The sequence below is a fragment of the Bradyrhizobium sp. Bra64 genome (assembly GCF_024519875.1).
Taxonomy (GTDB): Bacteria; Pseudomonadota; Alphaproteobacteria; order Rhizobiales; family Xanthobacteraceae; genus Bradyrhizobium; species Bradyrhizobium japonicum_G.
The window spans coordinates 884,994-908,356 of the sequence record NZ_JALJRD010000001.1; the positions used below are offsets into that span (position 1 = coordinate 884,994).

21 protein-coding genes are annotated in these 23,363 nt (G+C 65.7%); 17 read left to right on the plus strand and 4 right to left on the minus strand.

From position 1 onward, the window contains the following. The first annotated feature begins 14 nt into the window (after positions 1-14). The 5 genes from NR187_RS04270 (at position 15) to NR187_RS04290 (ending at position 4,645) form a co-directional block, all read left to right on the plus strand. Positions 15-275 (plus strand): hypothetical protein, encoded by a 261-nt coding sequence (locus NR187_RS04270; RefSeq protein WP_211382340.1) that lies wholly within the window; start codon positions 15-17, stop codon positions 273-275. A gap of 342 nt (positions 276-617) precedes the next feature. After that, positions 618-3,746: a DEAD/DEAH box helicase gene (locus NR187_RS04275; RefSeq protein WP_256806204.1), complete on the plus strand. Its 3,129-nt coding sequence runs from the start codon at positions 618-620 to the stop codon at positions 3,744-3,746. A gap of 93 nt (positions 3,747-3,839) precedes the next feature. Beyond that, entirely contained in the window at positions 3,840-4,034 is a 195-nt protein-coding gene (locus NR187_RS04280; RefSeq protein WP_256805811.1) for a hypothetical protein, read from the plus strand. Between the two features lie 41 nt (positions 4,035-4,075). Then, a complete protein-coding gene (locus NR187_RS04285) occupies positions 4,076-4,342 on the plus strand; it encodes a hypothetical protein (protein WP_256805812.1) in 267 nt (88 codons plus the stop codon). Between the two features lie 117 nt (positions 4,343-4,459). Further along, complete coding sequence (locus NR187_RS04290) at positions 4,460-4,645, plus strand: hypothetical protein (RefSeq protein WP_211382342.1); 186 nt, start codon at positions 4,460-4,462, stop codon at positions 4,643-4,645. A gap of 498 nt (positions 4,646-5,143) precedes the next feature. On the opposite strand, the gene NR187_RS04295 is transcribed toward NR187_RS04290, so the two are convergent. Then, the gene (locus tag NR187_RS04295) at positions 5,144-6,931 is read right to left on the minus strand and encodes a peptide ABC transporter substrate-binding protein (RefSeq protein ID WP_256805813.1); all 1,788 of its coding nucleotides are present in this window, start codon (positions 6,929-6,931) and stop codon (positions 5,144-5,146) included. A 517-nt stretch (positions 6,932-7,448) separates the two neighbouring features. Then, positions 7,449-8,027 carry a TetR family transcriptional regulator gene (locus NR187_RS04300; protein ID WP_256805814.1) on the minus strand — a complete coding sequence of 193 codons (579 nt, stop codon included), beginning with the start codon at positions 8,025-8,027 and terminating at the stop codon, positions 7,449-7,451. Between the two features lie 145 nt (positions 8,028-8,172). On the opposite strand from NR187_RS04300, the gene NR187_RS04305 reads away from it, so the two are divergent. After that, positions 8,173-9,618, plus strand: a complete 1,446-nt coding sequence (locus tag NR187_RS04305) for an MATE family efflux transporter (RefSeq protein WP_211382345.1) — start codon at positions 8,173-8,175, stop codon at positions 9,616-9,618. A 6-nt stretch (positions 9,619-9,624) separates the two neighbouring features. On the opposite strand, the gene NR187_RS04310 is transcribed toward NR187_RS04305, so the two are convergent. Beyond that, positions 9,625-10,011, minus strand: coding sequence for a hypothetical protein (locus NR187_RS04310; protein WP_211382346.1), 387 nt, complete (start codon positions 10,009-10,011; stop codon positions 9,625-9,627). On the opposite strand from NR187_RS04310, the gene NR187_RS04315 reads away from it, so the two are divergent. From NR187_RS04315 to NR187_RS04365, 11 genes are all read left to right on the plus strand, one after another. Next, entirely contained in the window at positions 10,010-10,198 is a 189-nt protein-coding gene (locus NR187_RS04315) for a hypothetical protein (RefSeq protein ID WP_256805815.1), read from the plus strand. The genes NR187_RS04310 and NR187_RS04315 overlap by 2 nt on opposite strands. Before the next feature lie 77 nt (positions 10,199-10,275). Continuing rightward, positions 10,276-11,058, plus strand: a complete 783-nt coding sequence (locus tag NR187_RS04320) for a MetQ/NlpA family ABC transporter substrate-binding protein (RefSeq protein WP_256805816.1) — start codon at positions 10,276-10,278, stop codon at positions 11,056-11,058. Between the two features lie 126 nt (positions 11,059-11,184). Further along, the gene (locus NR187_RS04325) at positions 11,185-12,219 is read left to right on the plus strand and encodes a putative FMN-dependent luciferase-like monooxygenase (protein WP_211382349.1); all 1,035 of its coding nucleotides are present in this window, start codon (positions 11,185-11,187) and stop codon (positions 12,217-12,219) included. Between the two features lie 37 nt (positions 12,220-12,256). Continuing rightward, positions 12,257-12,856: a CMD domain protein gene (locus NR187_RS04330; protein ID WP_211382436.1), complete on the plus strand. Its 600-nt coding sequence runs from the start codon at positions 12,257-12,259 to the stop codon at positions 12,854-12,856. Between the two features lie 14 nt (positions 12,857-12,870). Then, positions 12,871-13,455 (plus strand): alkylhydroperoxidase domain protein, encoded by a 585-nt coding sequence (locus tag NR187_RS04335; RefSeq protein WP_211382350.1) that lies wholly within the window; start codon positions 12,871-12,873, stop codon positions 13,453-13,455. A gap of 61 nt (positions 13,456-13,516) precedes the next feature. Continuing rightward, on the plus strand, positions 13,517-14,674 hold the full coding sequence (locus NR187_RS04340; protein ID WP_256805817.1) for an ABC transporter substrate-binding protein: 1,158 nt from the start codon (positions 13,517-13,519) through the stop codon (positions 14,672-14,674). A gap of 56 nt (positions 14,675-14,730) precedes the next feature. Then, entirely contained in the window at positions 14,731-16,554 is a 1,824-nt protein-coding gene (locus tag NR187_RS04345; protein WP_256805818.1) for an ABC transporter permease, read from the plus strand. After that, positions 16,554-17,402: an ABC transporter ATP-binding protein gene (locus tag NR187_RS04350; protein ID WP_256805819.1), complete on the plus strand. Its 849-nt coding sequence runs from the start codon at positions 16,554-16,556 to the stop codon at positions 17,400-17,402. Before NR187_RS04345 ends, NR187_RS04350 begins: the two co-directional genes overlap by 1 nt. After that, complete coding sequence (locus tag NR187_RS04355) at positions 17,399-18,139, plus strand: ABC transporter ATP-binding protein (protein WP_256805820.1); 741 nt, start codon at positions 17,399-17,401, stop codon at positions 18,137-18,139. The genes NR187_RS04350 and NR187_RS04355 overlap by 4 nt, the downstream gene beginning before the upstream one ends. 175 nt (positions 18,140-18,314) lie before the next feature. Continuing rightward, positions 18,315-19,394 (plus strand): HoxN/HupN/NixA family nickel/cobalt transporter, encoded by a 1,080-nt coding sequence (locus NR187_RS04360; protein ID WP_256805821.1) that lies wholly within the window; start codon positions 18,315-18,317, stop codon positions 19,392-19,394. Beyond that, entirely contained in the window at positions 19,375-21,687 is a 2,313-nt protein-coding gene (locus NR187_RS04365; RefSeq protein WP_256805822.1) for a TonB-dependent receptor, read from the plus strand. The genes NR187_RS04360 and NR187_RS04365 overlap by 20 nt, the downstream gene beginning before the upstream one ends. A gap of 5 nt (positions 21,688-21,692) precedes the next feature. On the opposite strand, the gene NR187_RS04370 is transcribed toward NR187_RS04365, so the two are convergent. After that, positions 21,693-23,204 carry an ATP-binding protein gene (locus NR187_RS04370; protein ID WP_256805823.1) on the minus strand — a complete coding sequence of 504 codons (1,512 nt, stop codon included), beginning with the start codon at positions 23,202-23,204 and terminating at the stop codon, positions 21,693-21,695. Positions 23,205-23,363: the final 159 nt, after the last annotated feature.

Genomic DNA, 23,363 nt, shown 5'->3' on the forward strand with positions numbered 1-23,363 from the left:
CATATGTTGCTGCCATGAGGAAGTTGTCACTCGTCGAGGACCAGGCTATCCAGGCGCGAATCGCGTTCATCGCAGGCGCCGAGACGTTCGATCGCCTCTTCCTGGGCATCCGCTTCGACGAGGTCGACGGCAACCTGCTGTTCGCTGTCGCCAGGGACGAAGACTGCGCGTCCGAGATCGAGGACGAGTTCTCGCACCATCTCGCCGTGGTCGCGTCGCACATCCTCGCGCAGAGCGTCGATGTGGTCGTGGTGCTGCCGAAGGTGCTGCAGTAGGATTCTGCGCCTTCAGGGCGCTTGCCTTCGCCTTGCGTCTCTGCTTTCCAACGCCATCGCAAAATTGTAATGACCTCATCGAGCGTTTGGGGCCGTATTGCGTTGTCGAGGGAGCTCGACCGGATGGCTCGTCATCGCTCTATTCTGCCTGCCGACAAAGATGGATTGAAATTGGCGCCCGCCACGAAAACCCGCGCCGCGAAAGGCGCGACCAGGACCAAAGCCAGGACTTCCAAGGATTCCAGGAATTCCAAGAATTCCAGGGATTCCGCGGGGGCGAGGAATTCCATGAGTTCCAGGAATGCGACGCGTTCCGCGATCGCGTCCTCGTCGCCGCTCGGCATGCTGGCGCTGCACCTGCTGGAGCAGTGGAGCAAAGCCGGCCGCGACGGCCTCGTCTTCCTCTGCGACGACGAGAGCCGGGCAGAGCGGCTCGGCGGCGTGATCCATGGGCTCGATCCTGAAGTCGAGGTGCTGGTGTTTCCGCGCCTGAACACGCTGCCCTTCGACGGCCTCGAGCCGTCCCGCGAGATCGCGGGCCGGCGCAGCTCCGTGTTGCGGCGTCTCGCCAAGGCTAAAAAACCCGTCTTCCTGGTCTCGACCGCGGAAGCCATCATGGAACGGCTGCCGCTGCCGGCGAGCTGGTCGAGGTCGAGCCTCACGCTGAAGGTGGGCGCGGCCTATTCGGAAGCAGAGCTGGAGACGCGGCTGGAAGGGCTCGGCTACGATCTCGACGAGGAGGCGGAATATCCCGGCGGCGTCCTGTTCCATGGCAAGACGTTCGAAGTGTTTCCCGCCGGCGCGCTGGCGCCCTTCCGGATCGAGCATTCCGGCGAGACGATCCGCAAGATCGTCGCTGTCGATCCGATCGAGCACGAGGTGGTCTACGAGACGAAGGAGTTGATCGTCGACGCCATGTCCGAGCGGATCGCGCTGGGCGCCAAGCGCGGACAGCGGGCGACGCTGCCGGATTATTGCAGCCGCGCGCGATGGATCGCGGATGCCGGGGTGTCGGCCCACGCCGAGAGCTGGCTGGGCACGATCGAGGAAGCCGCGGGCCGCAGGGACGCGGAGCGCGAATATCTCGGGCAGGCGGACTGGAAGAAGCTGAAGAAGCGCATCAGCGTGCTGCCGCGAAAGGCCGCCTTCACCTCGACGCCCGAATTCTCCAAGCTCGCCTCGCCGCGCAAGGCGCTGCGCGCATTCGTCGCCGACATGCAGCGCGCGGGATCGCGGCTGCTGTTCGTCGCGGCGATCGAGGACGATTTGCGCGCGATGGAGCGCATGAGCGGCATCAAGGCGGAGCGCCTTGCCGATTGGAGCGAGGTGGCGAAAGGAAGAAGCCGCGAAGGCGCGCTGCTCGCCGATTTCGATGCGGGGTTCATCGGCGTCGGCCGCAAGCCCCTTGTCGTCGTGACCGCCTCCGACGTGCTCGGGAGCCGGGCTCATCATCCGCAGCCGATGGCGCGCGCCTGGAATCCGGCGTTCGATCATCCCGACGTGCCGGAGAAGGGCGCCGCCATCATCCATCTGCAACGCGGGCTCGCCGTGCTCGATGGCTTGCAGACCCTCGACATGGGGAAGGGATCGCGGCGCGAGATGATCAGGCTCGCCTTTGTCGCAGACAACGCCGTGCTCGTTCCGCCGTCCGATCTTGCGGTGATCTGGCCCTATGCCGGTGAGCCCGGCAAGCTGGCGCTCGACAAGGCGGACGGCAGCACCTGGTGGGCGCGGCGCACCGCGGCGGAAGCCGAAATCCAGGTGGCCGCGAAGGCGCTCGCCAAGCACATCAGCCAGCGGCGCCGCCGCCGTGCCCCCAAGCTGGTGCCGCCGGGGGCTGCTTACGAAAAATTCGTCGCGCGCTTCCCCTATTTTCCCACGGTCGACCAGGCTCAGGCGATCCAGGACGTGCTCGACGATCTGGCGGCGGGCCATCCCATGGACAGGGTGGTCTGCGGCGATGTCGGCTTCGGCAAGACCGAGGTGGCGCTGCGGGCGGCGGCCGCGGTGGCGCTGTCGGGAAAGCAGGTGGCGATCGCGGCGCCGACGACCGTGCTGGCCCGGCAGCATGTCGAGACCTTCCGCAAGCGGTTCGGCCCTCTCGGCATCGAGGTCGGAAGCCTGTCGCGGGCCAATTCAGGCCCCGAGACGCGAGAGACCAAGGAAGGGCTGCGGCGCGGCCGGCTGAAAATCGTGGTCGGCACGCAGGCGCTCAGCGCCAAGGACGTGAAGTTCGCCGACCTCGGCCTCGTCATCATCGACGAGGAGCAGCATTTCGGCGCGGCGGAGAAGGCGAAGCTGTCGGGCCTGGCCAAGGGTGCCCATTCGCTCTGGATGAGCGCGACGCCGATCCCCCGCACGCTCGCGGCGGGTCTTGCCGGCTTCAGGGATCTCAGCGTGATCGCCTCTCCGCCGGTTCATCGGCTTCCCATCGTGACCAGGATCGCGCCGCTGTCGGAGGCCGCGATTGCCGCGGCGCTGCTGCGCGAGCGGAGGCGCAACGGGCAGAGCTTCCTAATCTGTCCGCGCATCCAGGATCTGGAGCCGATGCTGGCACGGGTGCAATCGGTAGCGGGCGATCTGCGCATCGTCTGTCTTCACGGCAGATTACCCGTCGAGGACATCGACGACCGCATGATGAGCTTCGTCGACGGCGAAGCGGATGTTCTGCTGGCGACCAATATCGTGGAAAGCGGTCTCGATATTCCGCGCGCCAACACCATCGTGGTGTGCTGGCCGGAAAAGTTCGGCCTGGCGCAGCTGCATCAACTCAGGGGGCGGGTGGGACGCGGCGGCACGCGCGCATTCGCCCATCTGCTGACGGAATCGACCTCGGAGCAGTCCGAGAAGCGTCTGGCGGTGCTGGAGGAGTTCAGCAAGCCGGGTGCCGGCTTTGCCATCAGCGAGCGCGATCTCGATCTCCGGGGCGCCGGCGATCTGTTCTCGGAACAGCAGTCCGGGCACGTCCAGGTGTTCGGACCCGTGCTCTACAGTCATCTCCTGAAGCTGGCGTCCGAGCGCGCCAGCGACAACGGCACCGATCTGTGGGTGCCCGATCTCAATCTCCCGATGGCCGACATGCTGCCTGCAGGTTACGTGCAATCGGAAGCGGTTCGCCTCGAAATCTATGGGCGCGCTGCCAGGTGCCGAAGCGACGACGATCTGGAAGACCTGGAGGAGGAGATCTCGCGCCGGTTCGGCAGGCTGCCGCCGGAGGCCCGCGACTTCTTCGCAGCCGCAAGACTCCGGATCGATTGCAAGCGGCGCGGCATCGTCAGGCTGGATGTCGGACCCGAGGCCGTCGCCGCGACGTTCCTGCCGGGGCGGCTGCGGAAATCCAGGGGGACGTCCGAGGGGAAGTCCGAGTCGCGGTCGCTCCAGCGCGACGGCGACCGCGTCGTCTACGCCGGTCGCCGAGACGAGGATGCGTTCAGCCGGGTCGAGGAATTCCTTGACCTGCTGGACGCCTGAGGCAGGTTTGCGCTGTCAAGGCGTCGATAATGGCAATGGAACGCTGCCCGGCCCCCGGCTGTTCCATTCCCGTGCCCAGATCAGGAGGATCGAATGAGCGAAGCAGCGGATCATCTTGCGGGCCTGCTCGGACGAGCGGCGATAGACGTGTGGGGCGACATGCCTCGCGACATCCAGGAAGCGCTGTTCGAGGCCGCCATGAAGGGACGTCCCGCGGAGCGGGAAGAGCTCGCGCGCCTGCTGCACGAGCGGCATCCCCGCACGCTTCATCCGGCGCGGCCCGGCTGAGGCGACGGCAGGAACGATCACGCGGGAAGCCGATTGGTAAATTGCGCGATGCGCTGCAAACGGGTTTGCAAGAATCCCGCGGGCCGCATCGCTCGACCTTGAGGCAAACTCGTGAGTCGATCGGCGTGACTGAGATGATCATCGGAAAATGGTACGACCCGATCTCGCAGCGATGGATCGTGCCGCGCGAGGCTCGCCCAATGGCGACCCATTCGCCTTCCGGCGCGAAGAAGGTACCGGACACAAGCAAGACGGGCGAGGCGGAGCGGATCTGGCACCTGCTGGTCGATTGCTGCGCGGGCGGTTGATGCGCCTTGAAACACTGCTCGATCTGTTCACATGTGAACAGAAGCGCCGCGAATTCTCCCTATCATCGGTACACCACGACCTCCGTTCGTGGAGTGCCATGACAGGGAGACCCGATCGTGCTCAGGCGGCGTCGCGTTCAGCAAACCACCAGCCTTCAGGAGCGGCTTGCGGAGTTCGCCAGGACGATCCGCGAAAAGGCGGAGTCCTTGCCGGACGGCAAGGAGAGGGATGAGCTGTTGAAGCGGCTGCGAAGCGCCGACACCGCGTCAACCCTCGACCGTCAGTTTACCGGCAAGGACTGAGCAAGGACTGAGCATGATTGGTTTCGCTCGGGCTCGCTCATCTATGCGCGACTGAGGAACTCTTGTGCGGGATCGAGGCTTGAATCTGCGGGCCAGCGTCGCCGCCGATGGCTGGTCTGCACGGTCCCGCCTCCAAAGCCCCGCATACCCCCCAAGGTGGGGCCGTGCCTCACGGCAGAAGATGCAATGCCTGAGCCCGGCCGAGCAGGACATCAGAGAACGTGCGGACCGATTGTGTCGGCCGCAGCACGTCGCTGCCTCGGTCGATAAAAAAGCCGCCGAGTTCTTCACCCTCGCGGCTTCAGAGTCCGTAGCTGTTGATCGCCTTCCCAGCATCGTGCGTACCGCCGTTACCTTGTTTGCGGCCATGCCCGGTCATTCTAGGCGAAGGCGTCCAATTCGACTGTGATCTGAAGCACAATCGCAAAATCGATGTCGCAAAGCGAGCGTCAGCGCCGACAAGCGCAGAGCACTCGCGAAATCCACGACGTTCCACCGTCAGGTCCGATACCAGCTCGCCAGATTCCAGGTCGTGACGTCCCACCCCGAGATGTCGGCCATGAGGTTGTTGACGCCGCCGCCGACGATGTTGCGCGAGAGCAGCGGCACCAGCACGTTGGCCTCGCAGAAGATCTCGTTGACCTTGATCAGCAGCGCGGCGCGCTTGACCGGATCGAGCTCCTGCTGCGCGGCCTTGTAGGCCTTGTCGGCCTCGGGATCGGACCAGCGCGAGATATTGCGGCCCAGCCATTTGTTGTCCTTGTTGGCGATCTCCCAGGAGACGCACTGGTTCAGGAACCGCTCCGGGTCGGGCTGCGGCTGCGTCGTGTTGTACATCTCCATGTCGGCATAAAACTTCGAGTAGGTGTCGGGGTTGCCGACGTCCGACGAGAAGAACACCGAGGCGGTGACCGCCTTGATCTCGATCTCGATCCCGGCCTTCTGGCAGGCCTGCTTGATGATGGCCTGCGTCTTCTGGCGCGGGGCGTTGATCGAGGTCTGGAAGACATATTTGAGCTGCTTGCCGTCCTTGGCGCGGATGCCGTCCGCGCCCTTCGTCCAGCCGGCCTCGTCCAAAATCTTGTTCGCCTTGTCGGGGTCGAACTCATATTTCAGCTTGCTCGACTTGAACCGCGAGGGCTGGTTGACGAAGCTCGCTGTCGCGATGCCGCCGCGGCCGTAGATGAATTTCTGGATCGCCTCGCGATCGATCAGGAGGTTGAACGCCCGGCGCACGGCCGGATCGGACAGCGACGGGTGCTTGGTCTTGGTGCTGGACCGCTCGCCGTCGACCTCGGTCCCCGGATCCGTCGTGTTGAGGATGATGAACTCGACGCCGCCGGAGAGCGTGAATTCCACCTTGCCTTTGCCGCTGGCCTCCATGCGCTTGAGGACCTCGTCCTCCACCAGCAGATTCCAGGCATAATCGTATTCGCCGGTCTGCAGCACCGCGCGAGCGGCGGAGACCGCGTCGCCGCCACCCTTGACCTCGAGCGTGTCGAAATGCGGCTGGTTCTTGACGTGATAGTCGGTGTTGCGTTCGGCCCTGATCAGATCGCCCGGCTTGAACTCGATGAATTTGTACGGGCCCGTGCCGACCGGCTTCAGATTGCCCGGTGCGTCGCGCGACTTCGCGCCGGCATAGTCGGCGAAATGATGCTTTGGCAGGATCTGGCCGACCGAGCCGACGAAGGGGTCGGCCCAGAACGGGGTCGGCGCCTTGAAGATCACCTTGACGGTGTGATCGTCGATCTTCTCGACCTTGATATTCTGGTAGGACCCCGTGGTGTAGGCGGCGGTCGCCAGATCCGCGGCGTAGGCCCAGGTGAAGACGACGTCGTCGGCGGTGAAGGGCTTGCCGTCATGCCATTTGACGCCCTGCTTCAGCTTCCAGGTCACGGTCGTGCCGTCAGGCGAGAGGCCGCCGTTCGCCTTGGTCGGAACCTCGGCGGCGAGGCAGGGGATGAGGTTGCCCTCCTTGTCCCAGCCGGCGAGCGGCTCGAAGAAGATGCGCGAGGCGACCTGGTCCTTGGTGCCGATCGCGAAATGCGGATTGAGCAGCGTTGGTGCCTGCCAGATCAGGATCTTGAGCGGGCCGCCGCCGCCGGCCTTGGTCGGTTTGTAGTCAAGCGTGGCGTCCGCCATCGCCACGTCGTTCCAGCTCAGGATCTGGCTCGCGATCGGCGCGGCGATCCCGACCGCCGCCATCGTCTTCATGAACGAGCGCCGCGACAGCGTGCCTTGCTTGACCTCCGCGATAAGCCCGCGAATCTCGTTCTCGTTCATCGGATGACCTCCACCGTCGCAAAGACAAGTCGCCACTGGCATGCAAGTACCGTGCACACTAGCGCAGGATGTCCGGGGTCGTGGAGTCAAAGTTGAGGTTGTCGGTTTGAAGGAGGGCGTACTTGCGATGAAACGCCGCAGGGCGCGTGCAGCTCTGTCACCGTCACCCTGAGGCGCTTGCCCTGCGGCGCAGCCGCAGGGCAAGCCTCGAAGGGCGACGGCCCGGCTGCATCCCGGCCATTCGTCCTTCGAGGCTCGCAGTGCAATGTCTCTGCATCCACTCGCACCTCAGGATGACGGAACCAACATTGCGCAGCGTAGCGGAGCTGGACCGCCGCCTGAAGCATTCAGGCGGCGGTCCAGTGCGAGCTAACTGAACTTGGGGAAGTTCTAAGGCCGCGCCGGAACGCTAACCCGGTCGCCGCGGACGCCTCAAGTTTCATAATGTTGCTCCGGCCGGAATTTCATTGCAGTCGCCGGGAAAATGCCACACATGACCATCGGGGACTCGAATGCGTCAACGTCCATTTGCAATCGTCAGCGCTGTTCCAATTGCGTTCTCGAGAATTTCCTCCGACAATTGCCCGTCGCTCACCGCGCGTGACAATTGCAGCGCGCCGACCATGGCCGCGTAGACCGAAATCGCGCGTCGCCGACGGTCCGTAGCCGAGCCATCCGGCATCTGCGCCGCCATCAGCGCAATGATCTCGGACGTCTTTCCGGTGAATGCGTCACGCGTCGCCTTCGGATGCCGCGCGATCTCGGCAACCAGTGCCGCAGTCGGGCAACCGGTGCCGGCGTGTTCGCGATGACGCGGGGAGAGATAGTCGCGGATCGTCGTCTCCAGCGCGACGCCGTTTGCGAGATTGTCCTTGTGCTTCTGCTCGCGCCGCTCCAGCGCGTCGAGCACCACCGCGCGAACCAGATCTTCCTTGGAGGCGAAGTGGGTGTAGAAGGCCCCGTTGGTCAGGCCGGCCTGCGCCATGATGCCGGCGAGGCCGACCGCGGCGATACCGCTCTCGCGGAACTGCGACGAGGCTACATCGAGGATATGCCGCCGCGTCGTGTCCCGGTGTCCCTTGTCGTAGCGCGCCAATTCCGCCTCCTGCGACCCGATCGCCGCCCGGCCACAAAATCGTGAGGGCCGTCCTATTGCATTACGATCATAATAATACATTATAGTCACAATGCAAAGGGGCGGCCGATCGGTCGTGCCTTCAGGGAACCACAGGACCGTACCCATGTCAGTCGAGGATGCCGCCGCGCCGGCCTTGTCCGCCACGCAATTCGTGGCCCACACCGCGGCGCCGCTTCGCCAGGTGGCGGCATCGGCACCGAGCGCCGCGGAGCAAAGGCGTGCGGCGTTGCTGCATGCGCCGATCCTGCCGACGCTGCTCAGGCTGGCGCTGCCGACCGTGACCGTCCTCGTCGCACAGACCGCGGTCAACATCGCGGAGGCCTATTATGTCGGCTATCTCGGCACCGATGCCCTCGCCGGCGCCGCCCTGGTGTTCCCGATCTTCATGCTGATGACCATGATGTCGAATGGCGGCTTCGGCAGCGGCGTCGCGTCCTCCGTCGCCCGCGCAGTCGGTGCCGGCCGCCGCGCTGACGCCGAAGCGGCGCTGTTGCATGCCGTGGTGCTCGCGATCATCGCCGGCGGAGTGTTCACGCTGGGCGTCATCGTCGGCGGTCCGCATCTGTATCGTGCCCTCGGTGGCACCGGCTATGCGCTGGCGGCGGCGACCACCTATTCCAACTATCTGTTCGCCGGCGCCATACCGGTGTGGATCGTCAATCTCCAGGCCGCAGCGCTGCGTGGCTCCGGCAATGTCAGGGTGCCCGCACTGGTGACGCTGGTCGGCGCGATCGTGACCATTCCGGTCTCGCCGGCGCTGATCTTCGGGTTCGGGCCGATCCCGCGGCTCGGCATCGGCGGCGCGGGCGTCGCCTTCGGCCTCTATTATGGCGCGGCGATGTTGTTCCTGCTGCGCTACATGGCCTCTGGCGCCACCGGCCTCAAGCTGCACATCGTGCCATTGCGTGCAAAGATTTTTGGCGACATGCTCAAGGTCGGCATCCCCACCGCGTTCAACGCGGTGCTGACCAACCTCACCGTCATCCTCGTTACCGGCGCGGTCGGCCTGTTCGGGACCTCCGCGCTCGCCGGCTACGGCATCGCCTCGCGGCTCGACTACATCATGATCCCGCTGCTGTTTGGCATCAGCACGGCGACACTGACCATGGTCGGTGTCAACATGGGCGCGGGCCAGCCGGCGCGGGCGCGGAAAATCGGCTGGATCAGCGGCCTCGTCGGCATGATCATGACCGGCACGATTGGCCTCCTGGTCGCGATTTTCCCGGCCGCCTGGCTGCACCTGTTCAGCCATGACGCGGACGTCGTGGGCGAGGGTATGACTTACCTGCGCATCGTCGCACCAGCCTATGCGGCACTCGGTTTTGGCTTCGTCACGTCGTTCGCCGCCCAGGGCACGGGCCGCGCGATGGGCCCGCTGGTTTCGTCCGTCGCGCGCATCCTGATTGCGGCGGGCGGCGGCTGGATCGCGGTGGCGGGCTTTGGCGCAGGCATGGCGGGGCTTGCCACCATGGTGACGGTGTCGCTCGCTGCCTATGCCGCCATCTGCGTCCTGATCATGCTGTCACCGGCGACGTGGCGGACTGAGTAAAGAGGCTCACTGGAGGCCGGCAACGCCGACGGCCAGCGCCGACAGCAGCAGCAGATTGCTCAGCAATTTGAGCGGCGTGTTCGGCTGCGCCAGCCAGCGCGAGACCTTCTCGGAGAAGGACAGCGCCGGATCGGCGAACAGTTGCTCAAAGCTTTGCCCGAAGAAATGTGGAAATTTCGGTCCGAGCCACGGCGTCACCAGCGCGTGCAGGGTTGACGCCATCGCGACGAAGATGGCGGCGCCAAAGGGTTCGCCGACGAATTCGGCTGCGTCGATCAATTTCATCGTCAGCGCGACGCCGGAAAAGAACGGCACACCCTGGAGCAGGACGTAGAGCACGAAACATTCGCGGCGGTTCCGGCCTGTGAGCTTCGGAGCGGTGAGGGTGGTCATGGCTGATCTCCTGGCTGAATTGGTTTCTGTGATGCCGCCATTTTCGCTCCCCGGCTGTCACTGCGCCGTGATGCGCGTCACGCTTGCGGACGGCGTCGTCGTCGCCGTGAATTCGTTTCTCGTCGGGCATCGAATGGAGAAGGTGTTTGCCGCTGCCCGCATTCAATATGGATTTCCATTTCATTGATTTCGCAGCGTGGAGAAGCGAATACGGTTCCAATCGTTGCCGATGAGTCATGAAGACGCTGAGTCGCGGAGACCAAGATGTCGTTTCGTTCCGCCCTGATCCTTTCCGCCATCCTCGCCGCGTGGTCGGCGGGCGCCTCGGCCGAGACCATCAAGATCGGCGTGACGCCGGAGCCGCATGCGCAGATCTTCGAGGCGGTGAAGCCGATCGCGGCCAGGCAGGGCCTCGACATCCAGCTCATCGAGTTCTCCGATTATGTCGTGCCGAACGCCGCGCTCGACGCGGGCGAGATCCAGGCCAATTCGTTCCAGAACCAGCCGTATCTGGACAACCAGAAGGCCGATCGCGGCTACAAGATCGAGTCGGTGGGCCTGACCGTGAACTTTCCGATCGGCGTCTATTCCAAGAAGCACAAGGCTTTCGCCGACATCCCCAAGGGCGGCAAGGTTTCGATCCCGAACGATCCGACCAATGGCGGCCGCGTTCTGCTGCTCCTGCGCGACAAGGGCGTGATCAAGCTGAAGGACGGTACGGGCTTCAAACCGACGGTGCTTGATATCACCGAGAACCCCAGGAAGCTGAAATTCATCGAGGTCGACGCGGCGCAGGCGCCGCGCGCGCTCGACGACGTCGATGCCGCCGCGATCAACACCAACTACGCAACCCAGGCGGGCCCCGATCCGGTCAAAAATCCGATCCTGCGCGAGGACCCGATGGGACCCTATGTCAATTTGATCGCCATCCGTACGGCGGACAAGGACAAGCCATGGGTCAAGATCCTCGTCGAAAGCTACCACACGGCGGAGGTCAAGGATTTCGTCCTGACCAAGTTCAAGGGCGCGGTGCTGCCGAGCTGGTAGGCAGTCTGCCCAGCCAAAGCCCAGCGCAGGGGGAGTGATCTGGCGGGCAGCCTTGCACAATGCCCGCTTGTCTGGAGCCGCGGCAACCGACATCATCGGGGCCCATCCTCGCCCGACAGGGGTCGTATGAAACGCTTTGCAAACCTGAAACGCCTTGGGTTCTTCACCCGGCTTCTCGACGAGGCCCCGCCCGCCGATCGCTACCGCTTCGCGGCCGAGCAGATCGTGCGTGCCGAGAAGGCGGGCCTCGATTCCGCGTGGATCGCCCAGCATCATTTCCACGAGCGCGAGGGCGGCCTGCCGTCGCCCTTCACCTTCCTTGGTTATGTGGCCGCGCAGACCTCGCGCATCCGTCTCGGCACCGGCATCGTCACCTTGCCGCTCGAGAATGCGGTGCGGGTGGCGGAGGATGCCGCGGTGCTCGACCTGCTCTGCAATGGCCGGTTCGAGCTCGGCGTCGGCACCGGCGGCAACCCGTCGGCCTTTGCCGCCTTCGGCCTCGACAGCGCCCGGCGCAACGAGATTTTTGCTCGCAATCTGGACGTCGTTCGCACGGCGCTGGTCGGCAAGCCGCTCGACGGCGGCGATACGATCTATCCGCAGCGTCCGCAATTGGACGGCCGGATCTGGCAGGCGACGTTCTCGGTCGCGGGGGGCGCCCGTGCCGGCAAGGCGGGCGACGGCCTCTTGCTGTCGCGGACCCAACCCCGGACCAGGGGGGCGCCGAAGGCCACGCTTGCCGAAATCCAGAACCCGGTCATCGACGCCTATCTCGAAGCGCTGCCGCCGGGACGCGAGCCGCGCATCATGGCCTCGCGCAGCGTCTTCGTCGCCGACGACCATGCCGAGGCGATGCGTCTCGCCGATATCGGGCTGCGGCGCGCGCTGCCGCAATTCATGAAGGGTGGTCACCTTCCCCCAGGCGAGACCCTGGAGGAGATGATCACGGCGTTCGACACCCATGTCGGCGCGGCCGACCAGGTCATCGCCTCGCTCCGCGCGGACGCGACGCTGGAGCGGGTCACCGATCTCGTCTTCCAGGCGCATTCGGTCGATGCGCCGCATCCCTATATCCTGCGCTCGATCGAGCTGGTCGCGGAGAAGGTTGCGCCCGCGCTGGGCTGGACCCGGACGGCCCCCGATGTGGCTCTGGCAGGCTGATCGACATGAAACTGGTTGCGTTGCACGAGGCTGAATGATGGGAACGAAGGATATCATCGATACGCTCGCCGGGATCGAGCCGGGCTCGGCGCTCGACGCCATCCGCGGCCGCCGCGTGCAGGCACGCGAGAATGCACAGACAAGCTATCTTTCGCTGTTCGAGCCGATCGACGCCAGCGATTTTTCGCTGGTGGAGCGTGCGGCGGTCGCGTTCTTCGTGATCGGCCTTCACCGAGAGCTTACCGTGGCCGCTTTCTATCGGGCCAAGCTCGCGGCGGCCGCCGATGGCGCGCGTCTGGTTGAGGCGGTCGAGGTCGAAATCGCGCGAGGCGAGACCTCGGGCCCGTACGGCGCCTTTCCGGCGGGCCCGCTGTCGGTGGAGAACAAGGCCGGGCTGATCTATCGCGTGAGCGCAGAGCGCGGGCCGGACCTCGGCGCCCGGCTCGTGGCGGCGTTTGAGCATGCGCACCTTCTGGTGTTCCGGCCGCGCGATGCCGCATCGTCCGACATGAAGGCGTTGCTGGCGGCGGGCTGGTCGAATACCGGCATCGTCACCTTCTCCCAGCTCGTGGCGTTCCTGTCGTTCCAGGTGCGTGTCGTCAGCGGCTTGCGAACGCTCGCAGCAGCGAACGCGTAAGAGGAGACCGCACCATGAGCCCTGCAAGCACAGTCAACCCGCCCGTCGTCTTCACCCAGGACGAGCTCGGCTGGGTGTCGTGGATCGATCCACTGCCCGAAGCCGAGTTGACCGAGCGGCATTTCGCCGGCCTCGTCGATCGCGCCCGCGCCAAATCGGAATACTTTCGCCTGCTGGTGCGCGATCCCGAGGTGCTGGAGGCCCGCACCAAGACCGACAAGGACATCTTCTACAACATCGCCGACGGCCTGCCGCGTGCCGAGCGTGAGCTCGCGGCCGCGGCGACCTCGCGCTACAACGGCTGCATCTATTGCGCCTCCGTGCATGCGCGGTTCGCCAGCACCTATTCCAAGCGCCGCGACGACGTACAGCGGCTACTCGACGAGGGCGTCGGCGCCGATCTCGGCGAGCGCTGGAATGCGGTCGTCAAGGCGTCGGTGGCGCTGGCCGCGACGCCGGTTGCGTTCGGCCCTGACAATGTCGATGAGCTGCGCCGTGCCGGCCTCGACGATGCGGAGATCGTCGACGTCATCAACGGCGCCTCGTTCTTCAACTGGGCGAACCGGCTGATGCTGTCGCTCGGCGAGCCCTCGAAATAGGCAATCTCACCGGCATGGAAATTGCTGATTGTTTCAACACCTGACAGGATGGAGCCCCTGCATGAGCAACATCGATCGTCGTACCCTGGTCAAAAGCTCGCTCGCCGCCATGATGGCGGGAGCAGCATTCTCGCGTACAGCCTTCGCGCAATCGTCCGAGCCGATCCTGCTGGGCGTCAGCGGTCCGCTGACCGGGCCGAACGCACAATATGGCACGCAGTGGAAGCAGGGCTTTGATCTCGCGCTCGACGAGATCCAGGCGGCCGGCGGCATCAACGGCCGCAAGCTCGCCTACAGCTTCGAAGACAGCCAGAGCGATCCGCGCCAGTCGGTGGCGATCGCGCAGAAATTCGTCTCCGATCCCAGGATCGTCATGGAGCTCGGCGACTTCTCGAGTCCCGCTTCGATGGCGGCCTCGCCGATCTATCAGCGCGGCGGGCTGGTGCAGTTCGGCTTCACCAATTCTCATCCCGACTTCACCAAGGGCGGCGACTTCATGTGGAGCACCTCGGTCAGCCAGGCCGACGAGCAGCCGCTGCTGGCGGCCTATGCCGTCAAGCGTCTCGGACTGAAGAAGCTCGCAGTGCTGCATCTCAACACCGATTGGGGCCGCACCAGCCGCGACTATTTCGTCAAGGCGGCCAAGGAGAATGGTGCCGAGATCGCGGTCACCGAAGGCTACATCGCGGAAGAGCGCGACTTCCGCTCCACGCTGGTGCGTGTCCGTGATGCAAACCCGGACGGGCTGATCCTGATCTCGTACTATTCCGACGGTGCGCTGATCGCGCGTCAGGCGCGTCAGGTCGGGCTGAAGCAGGTGATCTGCGCCGCGAGCTCGGTCTACTCGCCGAAATTCCTGGAGCTCGGCGGCGAGGCGGTCGAGGACGTCCATGTCGGCACGCGCTACTTCCCGGAAGACCCGCGCCCCGAGGTGAAGAAATTCATCGCGGGCTTCAAGAAGAAATACAACGGCCAGGAGCCCGATGCGTTCAACGCCTACTCCTATGACGCGATGAACATGGCGGCCGCCGTGATCAGGATCGGCGGCTCCGACCGGCGCGCCATCCGCGATGCCTTCGCGAAAGTGAAGGACGTATCGAGCGTGATCTTCGGGCAAGCGACGTTCGACGTCGAGAGCCGCCGCGTCAAGGGCGCCATGAATGCCGAGCTCGTCGTGCGCAAGGGTCAGTTCGCGCTCTGGGATGGCAAGCCGACCTGACATGATGGCCGGAGCGGGCGCTCCGGCCGCTTTTCTCTCTACGCGGTGACAACAGCGTGTCTTCCTGGCTCGACTACACGATCAACGGGCTGATCGTCGGCAATGTCTACGCTCTGGTTGCGGTCGGGCTTGCGCTGATCTTCGGCGTCAGCCGGCTGATCAACTTTGCCCAGGGCTCGATCTATCTCGTCGGTGCCTATATCGGCTGGGTCGCGGTGGTGCAGCTGCATACGCCGCTGCCGCTCACCATCATCGTGGTCGCGGTGGCCGCCGCGCTGGTCGGGCTGGTCATCGAGCGGTTCGGCCTGCGGCCGCTGCAGAACTCAGTGCGCATCGCACCGCTGCTCGCGACGATCGGCATCAGCTTCGTGCTCGATCAGCTGGTGATGCTGACCTTCTCGCCCAACCCGCGCGCGCTGCCGAGCCAGTTGCCCGATGTGCGTTTCCAGGTCGGTGGCGGCACGATCGGGCCGCTCGATCTGCTCATTGCCGGCGTCGGCATCACCAGCGCGCTGCTGCTGTTCGTGTTCCTGCGCTATAGCAAGCTCGGCTGGGCGGTGCGCGCGACCGCGCAGGATCGCGATGCCGCGATGCAGATGGGCGTGGACGTCAACCGCGTCAATCAGGCGGTGTTCGGCATTGCGGCTGCGCTCGGCGGCGTCTCCGGCCTGCTGGTCGGCATGTACTACAACCAGATCGACACTGCGATGAGCCTGCAGGCGACGCTCAAGGGCGTCGTCGCCGAAGTCGTCGGCGGCGCCGGCAACGTGCCGGGCGCCGTGATCGGCAGCCTGCTTCTGGGACTGGTCGAGAGCTACGGCGTCGCCGTGTTCGGCACCAGCTACCGCAACCTGTTCGCATTCCTGCTGCTCGTCGTGGTGCTCGTGTTGCGCCCGAACGGATTGTTCGTGAGCGCACGACAGGCGCCGCCCGAGCCGCTCACCGGCACCTTCATCGCGCCGAGCCGCCCGGTGCGGATTCCACGCTGGGCGCTGCTGGTCGCCGCCGCTGCGTTTGCGATCCTGCCGCTGTTTCCGGTGTCCTTCTATGTGCTCCAGACCCTGATCAACGCCTGGCTGCTCGGCATGCTCGCGCTCAGCCTGACGCTGGTGGCGGGAACGATCGGCCAGGTCTCGCTCGGTCACGCGGCGCTGCTCGCGATCGGCGCCTACACCTCCGCGCTGCTGTCGCTGAATTTCTCTGTCCCCGTCGGCCTCGCCATCATCGGCGGCGGCCTGATGAGCGCCGCGCTCGGCACCGCGCTGATCTCGCCGTCGTTCCGTCTGCGCGGGCACTATGTGTCGATCGCCACGCTCGCGATCGGCGAGATCGTGTCGCTGGTGATCCTGAACTGGGAAAGCGTCACCCGCGGGCCCATCGGCATCTCCGGCATCCCGCCGTTGGCGCTGTTCGGCTATGATCTGATCAGCGCGACATCGATCTACTGGTTCAGCTTCATCGTGATGGTCGTGCTGGCTTTGCTGCAGGGCCGGCTGCTCGGCTCGCATCTCGGCCGCAGCTTTCGCGCCATTCGCGACGACGACATTGCTGCGCGCGCCTATGGCCTCAGCCTGAACCGCTACAAATCGCTCGCCTTCATCTTCGGCGGGTTCGCCGCCGGCGTCAGCGGCGGCATCGCCGCGCATCTCTATTCCTACATCAACCACGAGACCTTCAACACGCAGCAATCCATCCTGGCGCTGACGGTCGTGATCCTCGGCGGTCTCGGCAACGTCGTCGGTGCCATCGTTGGATCGGTGGCGCTGGTCGGCCTGCCCGAAGTGTTCCGGATCGCGGCGGAGTATCGCATCCTGATCTACGGAATCGTGCTCCTGCTGCTGGTGCGGTTCAGGCCGCAGGGCCTGTTGGGGACGATGTGATGGCGGAGCAGCACACGACCATGCTGTCCCTGCGCGGGCTGACGCGCCGCTTCGGCGGCCTCACCGCCGTCAATGCGATTGATCTCGATCTCGCGAAGGGCCAGCTCGTCAGCATCATCGGCCCGAACGGTGCCGGCAAGACCACGCTGTTCAATCTCGTCACCGGGCTCGATCGGCCTGACGCCGGCGAGGTCCGCTTCGAAGGCCAGGACATCACGGGTCTGTCGCCGGAACGGCTTGCGGCCGGAGGGATCGCGCGCACCTTTCAGCTGGGCCGAGTCTTCGGAAATCTCAGCGTCATGGACAACGTTTTGATCGGCGCCCACACGCGGCTGCGCGCGGTCAAGCCGGCGGTGCCGCTGATCGGCCCGCTGCTGGAGCTGGGATTGGCGCTGCTGCGTCCCGCCAGTGTCAGGGCGGAAGAAGAGCGGCTGCGCGAAGAGGTGAAAGCCATCCTCGCGCGCTTCGGCGAGCGGCTGCTGCCGCGGATCGACCAGCCTGCCTACAGCCTGTCCTACGCCAACCGCCGCCGCGTCGAGATCGCCCGCGCACTCGCGCTGAAACCGCGCCTGCTGCTGCTGGATGAGCCGACCGCCGGCATGAACCCGACCGAGACCGCCGAGATGCAGGGCCTCGTCGCCGAGCTGAAGGCGGAAGGGCTGACCATCCTCCTGATCGAGCACAAGCTGGAGATGGTGATGCGGCTCTCCGACCGCGTGATCGTCATGGACGAGGGCAAGAAGATCGCGGAAGGTCCGGGCGAAGTGGTGCGTGGCGATCCCAAGGTGATCGAGGCCTATCTCGGCCACGGCCTGTCGGGGAAGGCTGAGCAGGAGAGCGCGGCATGACGACGAGCGCAGCCGAGCCGCTGCTGGCGCTGTCCAACGTCAATACGTTCTACGGGCAGGCGCAGGTGCATTTCGATCTGTCGATCACGGTCGGCCGCGGCCACATCGTCTGCCTGCTCGGCGGCAATGCCAGCGGCAAGTCCACGACGATGAAGATCATCCTCGGTCTCGTGAAGCCGCGATCAGGTGACGTGACGTTCGATGGCGCCTCGCTGCTGGGGCTGACCACGCCGCAGATCGTCCGCCGTGGCATCGCCTCGGTGCCCGAGGCGCGGCGCCTCTTCGCCGACATGAGCGTGCGTGAAAACATCCTGATGGGCGCCTTCGTGCGCAACGATCACGAGGCGATCGCGCAGGATCTCGAGAAGATGCTGGGGCTGTTTCCCAAGCTCGGCCAGCGGCTGTCGCAGCGCGCCGGCTCGCTCTCCGGCGGCGAGCAGCAGATGGTCGCGATGGCGCGCGCGCTGATGAGCCGTCCCCGGATGATCGTGATGGACGAGCCGACCATGGGGCTGTCGCCGCTCTATGTCGATCGCGTGCTGGAGCTGATCCGCACCATCAACCAGGAAGGCGTCTCGGTCTTCATGGTCGAGCAGAATGCCAGCCTCGCACTCGAGATCGCGCACGAGGCCTATGTGCTCCAGACCGGCAAGATCGTGCTCTCCGGACCGGCGCGCGCGTTGAAGGACGACCCCCGCATCCGCGACGCCTATCTCGGCGGCTCCGAGGCGGCCTGATGCAATGCGCTGACCTCTCCGCCTCGTCATGGCCGGGCTTGTCCCGGCCATCCACGTCTTAACTCCGGGCACTCCTGCAAATTCGCATATACGGTCATCAGGACGCAGCCGGGGCTGGTCAGTATGATCATTCTATGAAATTATCATACTGCTGGCGCGATGGCGCGCGGACGGAATGATTGCTGTGTCGAAATTGTCCTTGCGGGCGGTCGAGCCCGGTGTGGTGCTGCTGTTCGGCGGGCTCATCGCCGCCAATATCGCAGCGTGGATGTGGGCCTTCGCTGCTTTCGGTGACCGGCCGACGGTGATGGCGACCGCGCTGCTCGCCTGGGTGTTCGGCCTGCGCCACGCCGTCGATGCCGACCACATCGCTGCCATCGACAATGTCGTGCGCAAGCTGATGCAAGCGGGCGGCACGCCGCGCAGCGTCGGCCTTTATTTCGCGCTCGGACATTCCACCGTGGTCGTGGTCGCGACCATGCTGCTTGCGCTGGGCGTGGTGAGCCTCGGCGGCGACAGCCTGCTGCGGGAAATCGGCGGCTTCATCGGCACCTCGGTGTCGGCGCTGTTCCTGCTGGTGATCGCGGCCATCAATCTCGCTATCTTCGTCAGCCTGTGGCGGACGCTTCGTATCGCGCGCGAGCAGGGCGTTCACGACGCCGAAGGCCTCGAGGCGCTGCTTGCCAGCCGCGGCTTCCTCGCTCGGCTGCTCGGCCCGATGTTTCGCCTGGTGACAAAGCCGCAGCACATGTATCCGCTGGGATTCCTGTTCGGGCTCGGCTTCGATACCGCGACCGAGATCGGCCTGCTCAGCATCTCCGCCGGTGAGGCCGCGCGCGGCGCTTCGTTCGCCGATATCCTGGTCTTTCCCGCGCTGTTCGCCGCCGGCATGGCGCTGGTCGACACCGCCGACTCCGCGCTGATGGTCAGCGCCTATCGCTGGGCCTTCGTCGATCCCTTGCGAAAGCTCTGGTACAACCTCACGATCACCGGCGCCTCCGTCGCGGTGGCGCTGTTGATCGGCGGCATCGAGGCGCTTGGCCTGATCGCGGATCGCCTCGGCCTGTCCGGCGGCGTGTGGACGCTGGTCGATCACCTGAACGGGTCGCTTGCGAATGTCGGCTTTGCCGTGATTGCGCTGTTCGTTGTCGCCTGGCTCGTCTCGGTCATGCTCTATCGCCGTGTGTTTGCAGGCGATCGGCACCGCGCCGCGCCAAGGGTCCTGGTATGCACCGATGCGACCGAGGCGGCCTGATCTCGGTCGTCGCTGCGGCGCGCTGACGGCACTCCCGGCCTTCGTCCTTCTCGCGGATTGCGACAGGGCCTTGGCGCAGAGCAACGGTGCCTCGCGCGAGCTGCCCGCGATCCAGGTCACCCGCGGCGAGACGCCGCGTCACAAGAAGCCGCCTGTGCCGCGACGCGCCGGCAAACCGGCGGTGGACGGCAGCAGCGTCGCACAGCCGGCGCCAACGCCGCCAGCGGATGTCGCCGGTGTCGCCTCCGGCGCGAAAGGCGCGCCCGGAATGGCGAGCGAGCTCACCGTCTCCGGCGACGCGGTCAACGCGCGCCCCTTCACCCGGCCGGGCGAGGCGCTCGAAGCCGTGCCGGGGCTGATCGTGACCCAGCATTCCGGCGAGGGCAAAGCCAACCAGTATTTTCTGCGCGGCTATAATCTCGATCACGGCACCGATCTTGCGATCACCGTCGACGACGTCCCCGTCAACATGCGGACCCACGCGCACGGCCAGGGCTATGCTGATCTGAACTGGCTGATTCCGGAAACCGTCGCCGCGATCGACGTGCGCAAGGGGCCGTATTTCGCCGACGAGGGAGACTTCGCCTCCGTCGGCAGCGTGCGTATCGGCCTGATCGACCGAACCGAAAAGGGTCTCGCGCAGGTGACCGCCGGCAGCTTTGGCTATCGCCGCCTGCTCGGCATGGACTCCGCGACAGTCGGCGATGGCTCGCTGCTCGTCGCCGGCGAGCTCGGCACCTATAACGGTCCCTGGGACAATCCGGACAACGTTCGAAAGCTCAACGGCCTCGTGCGCTACAGCCAGGGCACTGCGACCGATGGAGTCTCCATAACCGGTATGGCCTATGTCAATAAATGGAATTCGACGGACCAGGTGCCGCAGCGCGCGATCACCAGCGGCCTGCTCGACCGCTTCGGCTCGGAAGATCCGAGCGATGGCGGCAACACCAACCGCTTCGCGCTCTCGGCCCGCGTCGCGCAGAGCGACGATCTCGGCTCGTGGAAGGCCAACGCTTATGTCGTGAAGAGCCAGCTCGATCTCTTCAACAATTTTACCTACTACCTCAGCGATCCCATGCTCGGCGACCAGTTTCACCAGCACGACGACCGACTGATGGCTGGCGCCAACATCTCGCGCACGCTGAACGGCTCGTTGGCGGGCCTGCCGATGCAGACCACCTTCGGCCTGCAATCGCGCTATGACGCGATCGACCTTGCGCTCACCAACACGTTCCAGCGCGGATTTCTCGCCAACATCCGCAGCGACAAGGTCGGCGAGGGCAGCGTCGGCCTCTATGCCGAGAACACCGTGCGCTGGGCCGACTGGCTCAGGACCACGATCGGCTTCCGCGGCGACTACTACGCCGCCGATGTCACCTCGCTGTTCGATGCCGGCAATTCCGGCCGTGCCGACGCCGCGCTCGGCAGCCCGAAATTCCGGATGGTGCTCGGCCCCTTCAACCAGACCGAATTCTTTCTCGGCGCCGGCACCGGCATGCATTCCAACGACGCGCGCGGCGCGACCACGACGGAAGACCCCGGCGATGCCTCCACAAGGCTGACGCCGTCGCCGCTGCTGGTGCGCACGCGGGGAGCGGAGGTCGGCGTCCGCAGCAGAATTGTTCCCGGCCTCGACAGCTCGCTCAGCCTGTTCATCCTCGACCAGGATTCCGAGATCCTGTTCTCAGGTGATGCCGGCGACACCTCGGCGACCCGCGCCAGCCGCCGCTACGGTTTCGAATGGACCAGCCATTATCGCCCGCGATCGTGGATCGATATCGACGCCGATCTCGCCATGACGCATGCGCGCTTTCGCGGCACCGACAGCGAGCAGGCGGAGGTCTACGCCTCGCTGGCCGGCTATCCAGAGGCGCAGATCGGCAATGCGCCCGGCAATTACATTCCGAATGCGCCGGCGATGGTGGCCTCGGCCGGCGTCACGCTCGGCGAGAAGACCGGCTGGTTCGGGGCCTTGCGCTGGCGCTATCTGGCGTCGAGCCCGCTCACGGAAGACAATGCCTTCCGCTCCTCCGCGACCAGCATCTTCAACGGCCGCCTCGGCTATCGCATCGACAACGGCTGGCGCGTCCAGCTCGACGTGCTCAATCTCTTCAACACGCAGGCGAACCAGATCACCTACGCTTACGGTTCGCTGCTCAAGACCGACACGCTGTACAATCTCTGCACCGGCGGCGTCGCACCGACGGCGGTCTGCCAGAACGGTGTGATGGACTACGTGCTGCACCCGGTCGAGCCGCTGACGTTCCGCCTCACCGTAGCCGGAGCGTTCTGAGCATATCAGACGGAGGCCGCGCTCGGAGCCGGCTCCGCCGGCAGATCGTCGCCATTGGGATCGCCCGGCGCCGTGGCCCAGGCCAGTTCCACCAGCGTCACGAACCTGCGGCCGGCGCCATCGAGCTGGCACACGATCAGCCCCTGCTCCTCCATGTAGCCGAGCAGGCGTTGTGCCCGGCGCAGGGAGTGCGAGCCGTAGGCGCGGGCGATCGCGGCATCGCCGGGGCAGGGCCAGCCTTCCTTCGCCGCGCGCGCGATCATCATGAACACGCCCTGCATGTCGTCGGGCAGGATCGAGGCACGCAGCGAGACGTCCTGCCAGGCGTCGTCCTCGGCATGCTCGGCGCCGAGCCCGGCGCGTGCGCGTGTCAGCATGCGGCGGAATTCGGTGAGGTCGGGCACCGCGGAGCCGAGGCCCTCGATGCGGCAGCGAACCACGAACTCCTGATAGAGCACGCCGACGGCGCGGAACCCGGCATCGGGCGCCGCGAGTACGGCGCGCAAGGTACGATCGACGCGCTCGCGCCGCTCCGCGAGCTCCTCGGCGCTGATCGGCACCTCGACCGCCTCAGGCCGGATCTCCGGCGCGGCGGCTTTCGCGGCGCGAAGCTGTTCGAGCAGGTCCGGCGCGGGCCGGCGCTGTGGGCGGCTGGCATCGGGCGGCGGCGCTGCCAGGATCACGGCGCGCATATCCTCGAGTGAGGCTTCCGGCATCGGCATCAGCCGCGGCGTCGAATTGCGCGCGTGGGTGTCGGTCGGACCGATGTGCAAACGCAGGGGACGGCGCGACAGCGCGGGACCAAGCGCCATGAATTGTCCGCGCTCGAGATCGCGAAAGGCTTCGGCCTGCCGCCGCTCCATGCCGAGCAAATCGGCGGCGCGCGCCATGTCGATGTCGAGGAAGGTCCGCCCCATCAGGAAGTTCGACGCTTCCGCCGCGACGTTCTTGGCGAGCTTTGCCAGCCGCTGGGTCGCGATGATGCCGGCAAGGCCGCGCTTGCGGCCGCGGCACATCAGATTGGTCATCGCACCGAGCGAAAGCTTGCGCGCTTCGTCGGAAACTTCGCCGGCGACCGCCGGCGCGAACAGCTGCGCTTCGTCCACCACCACCAGCATCGGGTACCAATGGTCGCGGTCCACGTCGAACAGCCCGCCGAGGAAGGCTGCGGCGCGGCGCATCTGGTTTTCCGCGTCGAGCCCTTCGAGATTGAGCACGGTGGAGACGCGATGCAGCCGTGCGCGCTCGCCGGCGACCTGAAGCCCGCGCTCGGTGTGATCCTCGGCCTCGATCACGAGATGACCGAAATGCTCGGCCAGCGTGACGAAATCGCCTTCCGGGTCGATGATGGCCTGCTGCACCCAGGGCGCGCTCTGTTCCAGCAGACGCCGCAGCAGATGCGATTTGCCGGAGCCCGAATTGCCCTGCACCAGCAGACGGGTCGCCAGGAGTTCCTCGAGGTCCATGGCCGCCGCGGCGCCCGCCGCAGTCTGCCCCATCTCGATCGCAACCGTCATGTCCCGACTCAAATTCCCATCATTCGCGGACAGGGGCTTATCAACCCCGTCGCGGCGCGTCGAGCGCCACGGCGCGAATCATGCGTGTTGCCCACGGCGCAGTTCAGGCGCGATGTGATCGCCGTAGAAGTGCGGGCTGGAACGCTTGGGCGGAGCTCT

Excerpts from the sequence above, each read along its gene's own strand:
- NR187_RS04295 (WP_256805813.1), bottom strand. The coding sequence starts at position 6,931 with ATGAACGAGAACGAGATTCGCGGGCTTATCGCGGAGGTCAAGCAAGGC.
- NR187_RS04310 (WP_211382346.1), bottom strand. The coding sequence starts at position 10,011 with ATGACCACCCTCACCGCTCCGAAGCTCACAGGCCGGAACCGCCGCGAA.
- NR187_RS04325 (WP_211382349.1), top strand. The coding sequence starts at position 11,185 with ATGAAACGCTTTGCAAACCTGAAACGCCTTGGGTTCTTCACCCGGCTT.
- NR187_RS04360 (WP_256805821.1), top strand. The coding sequence starts at position 18,315 with ATGATTGCTGTGTCGAAATTGTCCTTGCGGGCGGTCGAGCCCGGTGTG.
- NR187_RS04340 (WP_256805817.1), top strand. The coding sequence starts at position 13,517 with ATGAGCAACATCGATCGTCGTACCCTGGTCAAAAGCTCGCTCGCCGCC.
- NR187_RS04355 (WP_256805820.1), top strand. The coding sequence starts at position 17,399 with ATGACGACGAGCGCAGCCGAGCCGCTGCTGGCGCTGTCCAACGTCAAT.
- NR187_RS04305 (WP_211382345.1), top strand. The coding sequence starts at position 8,173 with ATGTCAGTCGAGGATGCCGCCGCGCCGGCCTTGTCCGCCACGCAATTC.
- NR187_RS04350 (WP_256805819.1), top strand. The coding sequence starts at position 16,554 with ATGGCGGAGCAGCACACGACCATGCTGTCCCTGCGCGGGCTGACGCGC.
- NR187_RS04270 (WP_211382340.1), top strand. The coding sequence starts at position 15 with ATGAGGAAGTTGTCACTCGTCGAGGACCAGGCTATCCAGGCGCGAATC.
- NR187_RS04365 (WP_256805822.1), top strand. The coding sequence starts at position 19,375 with ATGCGACCGAGGCGGCCTGATCTCGGTCGTCGCTGCGGCGCGCTGACG.
- NR187_RS04335 (WP_211382350.1), top strand. The coding sequence starts at position 12,871 with ATGAGCCCTGCAAGCACAGTCAACCCGCCCGTCGTCTTCACCCAGGAC.
- NR187_RS04330 (WP_211382436.1), top strand. The coding sequence starts at position 12,257 with ATGGGAACGAAGGATATCATCGATACGCTCGCCGGGATCGAGCCGGGC.
- NR187_RS04275 (WP_256806204.1), top strand. The coding sequence starts at position 618 with ATGCTGGCGCTGCACCTGCTGGAGCAGTGGAGCAAAGCCGGCCGCGAC.
- NR187_RS04370 (WP_256805823.1), bottom strand. The coding sequence starts at position 23,204 with ATGACGGTTGCGATCGAGATGGGGCAGACTGCGGCGGGCGCCGCGGCG.
- NR187_RS04315 (WP_256805815.1), top strand. The coding sequence starts at position 10,010 with ATGGCTGATCTCCTGGCTGAATTGGTTTCTGTGATGCCGCCATTTTCG.
- NR187_RS04280 (WP_256805811.1), top strand. The coding sequence starts at position 3,840 with ATGAGCGAAGCAGCGGATCATCTTGCGGGCCTGCTCGGACGAGCGGCG.
- NR187_RS04320 (WP_256805816.1), top strand. The coding sequence starts at position 10,276 with ATGTCGTTTCGTTCCGCCCTGATCCTTTCCGCCATCCTCGCCGCGTGG.